Origin of the sequence: Actinophytocola sp., assembly GCF_045807065.1 — a bacterium.
GTDB lineage: Bacteria > Actinomycetota > Actinomycetes > Mycobacteriales > Pseudonocardiaceae > Actinophytocola.
On sequence record NZ_JBJMIE010000696.1, the window covers coordinates 1 to 6172 of the forward strand.

The window sequence follows — 6172 nt, forward strand, 5'->3', positions numbered from 1 at the left end:
CGGTCGCGTAACGCACGACCGGTGAACCCGCGGCGTGGCGAGAACTCCAGCAACCGTCCGCGTGACGCACGACTGGCCAACCGACGGCACAACGGAACCACTCGCCCACGGCGGCGTGGCGAACCACCCTCCAAACGGCGGCGCGGCGAGAAACCTAGCCAACCGGCCGCGTAACGCACCACTGGCCAACCAACGGCACAACGGAACCACTCGCCAACCAGCCGCGCAACGCACGACCGGCGAACCGGCAGCGTGGCAAAACCACCCTCCAACCGGCGGCGTGCGAACTCCAGCCAATCGGCCGCGCAGCGCACCACTGGCCAACCGACGGCACAACGGAACCACTCGTCCACCGGCGGCGCGGCGAGAACTCCCAGCCAACCGGCCAGGCAACGCACGACCGGCCTACCGGCCGGCGTGGCGAACCACTCGCCCACCGACGGCGGGGCGGAACGTTGGCGGAACCAGCGGCGAACGGCTCTGGTCGACGGGCGGCGTGGCGGATTCCTGGGTCAGCTGGCGGTGTGACCGGGCCTGTCGTGGAGCCGAACGATCACGGAGCCGACGGGGTAGTTGGTACCGACGGCGTAGTTGGTACCAACGGCGTGGTTGGTTTCGTGGTCGGTGGCTGGGTGTGTTCGAGGCCCATGCGGCGGGTGGCCCACTGCTGGCCACCGCGCTCCGCGAGGGTCTCGACGCGCACCACGAGTTGCTGTGGCGCGTCCGCGGCGTCGTAGGGCGGTGCCGCGGCGAAGTACAGCGCTGCCTCGCGTTCGATGCCGTAGCCGATCTGGCTGTACTCGATCCAGTTCTCGTGCAGGCCGAACGTGGTGCGGACCGCGGTCGCGATGAGGGCTACCGCGCCGAGGGCGGCGATCACGGGTGCGGCGAAGTGGGCGGCGGCGACCACCGGGATCGTGGCCGACGCGATGATCGCGACCGCTTCGGCTGAGCCGTACCACAGGCGTGCCCGCCGGGAGTACCGCTTGTACCAGCGCCACCGCTCGAGGACCATCACCGGGATCGGCTGGTCGTCGCGGCGGGCGGTGACGATCCAGTGCTCGCCGGCATCGCCCGCGGTGTCGGGTCCGCGCTTCATCGTCGGTCGCCTCCGTGGTCGCGTGTGGGTGCCAGCTTTCCAGGTCGCACGCGCACAACGGACAGTGATCCCGGCTCGGGAGGATTCCCGGCCGTCCCAGTTCCAGCGGATCCAGGCTGGCCAAGCCAGCTGAGGAAAACCGCGCGGCACACGAGACGGATTCGGCTAGCTCTGGGCTGTGGGGCGGATGACGACCTCGCCGACGTCGATGTCCGGTGGTTGTTCGAGGGCGTAGGTGATGGCGCGGGCCACGGCGTCCGGTGGCATCGCGATCGCGTTGATGGTTTCGACCAGTTCGGGGGGTGCGCCCGGGATCGTCGTCGGGTCGGTGACGCTGGTGCGGGTCATGCCCGGTGAGACGATGGTGACGCGCAGGTTCGCGCCGGCCTCCTGGCGCAGGCCTTCGGAGATGGCGCGTACCGCGAACTTGGTCCCCGCGTAGACGGCCATCGTCGGGGTGACGCGGAAGCCCGCCGTCGATGCGATGTTGACGAAGTGTCCGGCGCCCTGTGCGCGGAACACCGGCAGGGCCGCCGCGATGCCGTGGAGCACGCCCTTGACGTTGACGTCCACCATCGCGTCCCAGTCGTCCACCCGCAGGTCGTCCATCGGGGAGATCGGCATGACGCCCGCGTTGCTGACGAGCACGTCCAGCCGGCCGAACCGCGCGCCGGCCAACGCGACGAGGTCCGCCACGGCCGACCGGTCGCGCACGTCCATGGCCAGGTACGCCACCTCGGCTTTCGGGTTCGCCGTGGTGAGCCGCGCGGCCAGTGCGGCCAGCCGGTCCTCCCGGCGGGCGCCGAGCACCAACTTGGCACCGTGGCTGGCCAGCCTGAGCGCGGTCGCCTCGCCGATGCCGCTGCTCGCACCGGTGATCGCCACGACCTTGCCTTCGATTTCCGTCATGCGTCGATCCAATGTTAGAAGTCTCTTACATCGAGGCAGTGTAAGTTACCTCTTACATCGAGAGCAAGGAGGGGCCGTGGCCAAGCGCGCGAGCTACCACCACGGCGACCTGCGTGCGGCGCTCGTCGACGCCGCGCTCGCGTTGATCGCCGAGCAGGGCGTCGACGCGTTGTCGGTGGCGGAGGCGGCGCGGCGCACCGGGGTGAGCGCCGCCGCCCCGTACCGGCACTTCCCCACCCGGCTCGACCTGCTCAAGGCGGCCGCCACCCAGGCGGCCCGGCTGCTCGCCGCCGAACTGGGCGAGGCAAGCGGGAAAGCCACCGAGCCGGGCGAGAAGCTGGCCGAGGCCGCCCGCGTCTACGTCCGGTTCGTCGTGCGCCACCGCGCGGGCTTCGACCTGATCTTCGACGAGCGGCTCCGCGTCGGCGACCAGGCACTGGCCGAGGCGGGCCGCACCCTCATGGACATCCTGCTGTCCATCGCCCTGGACGTCACCGGGGACGCCGCGGCCGCGCTCGACCTCCTGGAGAAGCACACGGCGGCCGCCCACGGCTACGCGGTCCTGCACCTGAGCGGCTTCCTGAGCCGGCGGGCACCCGCCCTCGAGGACATCGCCGAGGGCGCCGCCGAGGTGAGCCGCGCCCTCGCTACACGGGACGGTCGTAGCGGATGAAGCCGCGGAAGTCCGCCACCTTGTCGTAGAGCGCGCGGGCGGTCGCGTTGTCCTGCTTGGTGGTCCAGTACAGGCGGGCGCAGCCGCGCGCCCGTGCCGCCGCGGCGACCTGTTCGATCAGCGCACGCGCGACGCCCCGACCACGGGTCGCCTCGGCGACGAAGAGGTCCTGGAGGTAGCACGCGTCCGCCGACCAGAACGTCGCGTGGAACAGGTAGTGCGCGATCCCGACCAGCCGCCCGTCCAGCCACGCCCCGACGCCGTGCAGGTCCGCCCCGCTCAGCAGCCGGCGCCAGGTCTCCGCATAGCCCTCCGCCGGGACGACCGTCTCGTAGAAGTCCTTGTAGCCGCGGGCGAGCGCCTCCCAGCCGGCCCGATCCCCCGGTTCCAGCGAGCGAACGTCGATCACAGCTGCCATGATCGTCGACGGAGTGGCCATCTGACAGGGCCATTCATCCGCGTTGTCAGGAGGCCACTTTGTCATCTTCTACTCGTAACTTAGCGTAATACCGCGACACCTCCCCCGCCGATCCGGATATCCCCGCGGGCATGAGGTCATTCGAACAGCGGTGCACCGCAACGAAAACCCTTCGACGTTAACTCCGCGTTCGACAAATCCCCCATCCCCTTTCCGGGTGAGGCGGTTGGGCCCTACCAAATTTTTGCCGACCACACCGCGTTAACGCACCGCGGACAGATGGGCGACACAACAGGTAAATGTTTTGTCGCCTATCTGATTCGGGAAAAACATGTCCAGATTCATTGCGTACACGCTTGCCCTCATAACGTTCACGTCACTTCTCCTAGGATATTCCGGCCAACAACCGAGTCCGCAGGCGACGGCTGCGGCGCAAACACTTCCGGCGGCGGTGAACATCTCCGGCCTGGACGCGCACGACGGCACCATCGTCCAGTACGGAGGCACGTACTACCTGTACGGAACTCGTTACGGCTGCGGATTCCACTGGGGTCAGGCGAATACCCCGTTCTGCGGATTCGGCGTGTGGACCGCCGGCTCGGCCAGTGGCCCGTGGACCTTCCAGCGCCTGCTGTTCGGTCCTACCGAGACCAACTCCTGGAACGGCCAGACCTGGAACTACACCTGCGGCAGTGACGGCGCCGGGTGCTTCAACCCGCGGATGATCAGACGGCCGTCCGACGGCGTCTGGATCCTCTGGTTCAACGCTCCTGGCGACTGGAACCGGACACGCGCGAATGCCTACTACGCCATGGGCTGCAATTCCCCGGCGGGGCCGTGCGGAAGTGGCGCGGGCGCGCCGTACGGCAGCACGCACAAGCCAGCCATGAGCGTCTGCTTCGACAATGGCGACTTCTCGATCATCATCGATGGTAACACCGCTTACAACATCTGCACCCGCGCGAACAATACGCTCGCGGTGGAGCGGCTGGACATCTGGTGGGCCAATGGCGACGGCACCGGAGCCGCCAACCTGGCCGGCCTGACCCAGGTGGAGGCGCCGGGCGCGTGGAAAACCGCGGATGGGAAATGGATCCTTACCTATTCGGACCTCAACTGCGGTTACTGCGCCGCGAACGCCACCGGTTATGCGGTCGCGGACCTACCGGGAGGCCCGTACACCGCACCCGGCAATCTCGGGATCAGCGCACCCGACCGCGCCCGCAGGGACATCTCGGCGGCGTCGTGCGGCGGCCAACCACGCACCGTAGTCACGCTCGATGGACAGCCATATCAGTGGGTCGACCTGTGGTACGGCTCGATCAACGAGACCGACGCCGGCATCCACCTGGAACCGCTCAGGGCCAACCCGCCGTACCTGCCGCCGGCGAACGGTGCGGTGCAGCCCGGCGGCGTGCTGCCGTTCACCTGTGTCTGACGGCATAGCGCCACCGCGGCAGGCGGCGCGGTCTCGCGGGCCCCCGGCCCAACGGACCGCGCCGCCGACGCATGCCGCGGATCATTCGTCCGTGACTCCGCGGGCCGCCCGGCGAGCGGCGCTCGGCCAGCGGAACACCGTCCGCACTCGCCGCAACGCGTCCTTGTCGCCGGACCCGGCGATCCTCTTGTTCCTGATGGCCTCGGCGAAGGTCGTGCGGCCCTCAGCCAGCTGGACCAGCACGGCCGGGCCCAGCTCGCGGCCCGCCTCGGTCAGCGCGTAAGCGGGGGTGTGGGCGGTTCGAGTGCCGAGACGTGGTCGTCGGCGGCCAGGCGGATCACGACGTGCCGCGTAGTCGCGGGCAGTCCGCGGCAACGTCGACGTCACGCTGACCGTGAACGGCACCCGCCTGTGACGCGGTAGCCAGCCGACGCACGACGAGCAGGCCTCCGACGCCCGGCAGCCACGCCACGGCCTTGGTCACGGGGCCTGCCGCCGGGTCGCGGAGGGTGGCCACCACGACGACGAGGTACGCGCATCCGTGGGTCGGGCCCCCGAGGGACGTGATCGCCGGCAGGTGCACCGTGGCGAGGTTGACCAGCAACACCAGCAACGACACCAGCTCCACCGCGGCCGCGACGCGCAACCACCGCACCGGTCATGCTCCCGTCGTCGAGCCGGGGCGGACGATCATCAGCACGGTGACCGCCGCCCACAGCAGGTTGAAGATGCCCGTGTACATGCCGAGCCGTGTGGCCACCCGGGTCAGCACCGCGCCGTCGGCACCCGCCGCCAGCAGCTTCTCCTGGCCCGGCAGCACCTGGAACACCAGCACGGCGGCGGCCACCGCGGTCAGCGCGATGGAGATCAGCAGCCAGGTGTCCCCGAGCACGCCGAGGCTGCTGGCCGTGGCGAGGCCGAAGACCGGGACCGCGACGCCGATCCCGGCGTAGACGCGGCAGATCCGGTGCAGCAGCGGCAGGTGGTTCCGGTCGCGGCGCGCGGCGGCCGGGAACATGCTCGCCGCGACCGCCACCGGGCCGACGGCCAGGATCGCCGCGATGACGTGCAGGGACAGCAGGACCTTGGTCACGAAAGTGACCGTACTGATCATCCCGCGGGCGGAGAATCGGCGAGAATGCCAAGCACCAACGGATTCTCGCCAGGGAGACCCATGCACACCGTGGCCGTGCTCGCACTGGACGACGTCATCGCGTTCGACCTGGCCACGCCGGTCGGGACGTTCGGCTTCGCCCACCTGCCCGACGGGCGGCCGGCGTACCGGGCGCTGGTCTGCGGTGCGCCGTCGGTCCGGGCCGAGGCGTTCACCATGCGCCCGGACTGGGGCCTCGACGTGCTGGCGGAGGCGGACACGATCGTCCTGCCGGGTCGCACGACCATGGACGCGCCCGTGCCGGCCGAGGTCGTCGACGCGCTCCGGGCCGCGGCGGCGCGGGGTACCCGCATCGCGTCGATCTGCGTCGGCGCGTTCGTCCTCGCCGCGACCGGGCTGCTCGACGGCCTCCGCGCGACCACGCACTGGCGGTACGCCGCCCGGTTCCGGGAGCTGTTCCCGGCCGTCGACCTGGATCCCGACGTCCTGTTCGTCGACGACGGCGACGTCCTCACCTCCGC

At 70.0% G+C, this 6172-nt stretch carries 9 protein-coding genes; 3 read left to right on the top strand and 6 right to left on the bottom strand.

All coding sequences use genetic code 11. The annotated features are described in order from the left end of the window. Positions 1–553: 553 nt before the first annotated feature. Positions 554–1099 (bottom strand): DUF4231 domain-containing protein, encoded by a 546-nt coding sequence (locus ACJ73U_RS40875; protein WP_407783155.1) that lies wholly within the window; start codon positions 1097–1099, stop codon positions 554–556. Positions 1100–1264: 165 nt separating this feature from the next. Next, complete coding sequence (locus tag ACJ73U_RS40880; RefSeq protein WP_407783156.1) at positions 1265–2008, bottom strand: SDR family oxidoreductase; 744 nt, start codon at positions 2006–2008, stop codon at positions 1265–1267. Positions 2009–2084: 76 nt separating this feature from the next. Between ACJ73U_RS40880 and ACJ73U_RS40885 the strand changes: the two genes are divergently transcribed. Beyond that, a complete protein-coding gene (locus ACJ73U_RS40885; protein WP_407783157.1) occupies positions 2085–2681 on the top strand; it encodes a TetR/AcrR family transcriptional regulator in 597 nt (198 codons plus the stop codon). Here the strand turns inward: ACJ73U_RS40885 and ACJ73U_RS40890 are convergent. Further along, positions 2656–3099: an N-acetyltransferase family protein gene (locus tag ACJ73U_RS40890; protein ID WP_407783158.1), complete on the bottom strand. Its 444-nt coding sequence runs from the start codon at positions 3097–3099 to the stop codon at positions 2656–2658. The genes ACJ73U_RS40885 and ACJ73U_RS40890 overlap by 26 nt on opposite strands. 451 nt (positions 3100–3550) lie before the next feature. Here ACJ73U_RS40890 and ACJ73U_RS40895 point away from each other — a divergent pair, with 451 nt between their 5' ends. Next, complete coding sequence (locus ACJ73U_RS40895) at positions 3551–4537, top strand: hypothetical protein (protein ID WP_407783159.1); 987 nt, start codon at positions 3551–3553, stop codon at positions 4535–4537. 81 nt (positions 4538–4618) lie between these two features. Here ACJ73U_RS40895 and ACJ73U_RS40900 read toward each other — a convergent pair whose 3' ends face one another. From ACJ73U_RS40900 to ACJ73U_RS40910, 3 genes are read right to left on the bottom strand one after another with little or no spacing between them, the layout of a single operon-like run. Further along, positions 4619–4942 (bottom strand): hypothetical protein, encoded by a 324-nt coding sequence (locus ACJ73U_RS40900; protein ID WP_407783160.1) that lies wholly within the window; start codon positions 4940–4942, stop codon positions 4619–4621. Beyond that, positions 4875–5192, bottom strand: a complete 318-nt coding sequence (locus tag ACJ73U_RS40905) for a DUF3817 domain-containing protein (protein ID WP_407783161.1) — start codon at positions 5190–5192, stop codon at positions 4875–4877. Before ACJ73U_RS40905 ends, ACJ73U_RS40900 begins: the two co-directional genes overlap by 68 nt. Positions 5193–5195: 3 nt before the next feature. Next, positions 5196–5630: a hypothetical protein gene (locus ACJ73U_RS40910; RefSeq protein WP_407783162.1), complete on the bottom strand. Its 435-nt coding sequence runs from the start codon at positions 5628–5630 to the stop codon at positions 5196–5198. 81 nt (positions 5631–5711) lie between these two features. Between ACJ73U_RS40910 and ACJ73U_RS40915 the strand changes: the two genes are divergently transcribed. Next, positions 5712–6172 (top strand): GlxA family transcriptional regulator (locus tag ACJ73U_RS40915; RefSeq protein WP_407783163.1); only part of this gene is annotated, 461 nt, incomplete at its 3' end.

Bases quoted from the DNA above. Each gene is read 5' to 3' on its own strand.
- ACJ73U_RS40875 (WP_407783155.1), bottom strand. From the start codon at position 1,099: ATGAAGCGCGGACCCGACACCGCGGGCGATGCCGGCGAGCACTGGATC.
- ACJ73U_RS40880 (WP_407783156.1), bottom strand. From the start codon at position 2,008: ATGACGGAAATCGAAGGCAAGGTCGTGGCGATCACCGGTGCGAGCAGC.
- ACJ73U_RS40890 (WP_407783158.1), bottom strand. From the start codon at position 3,099: ATGGCAGCTGTGATCGACGTTCGCTCGCTGGAACCGGGGGATCGGGCC.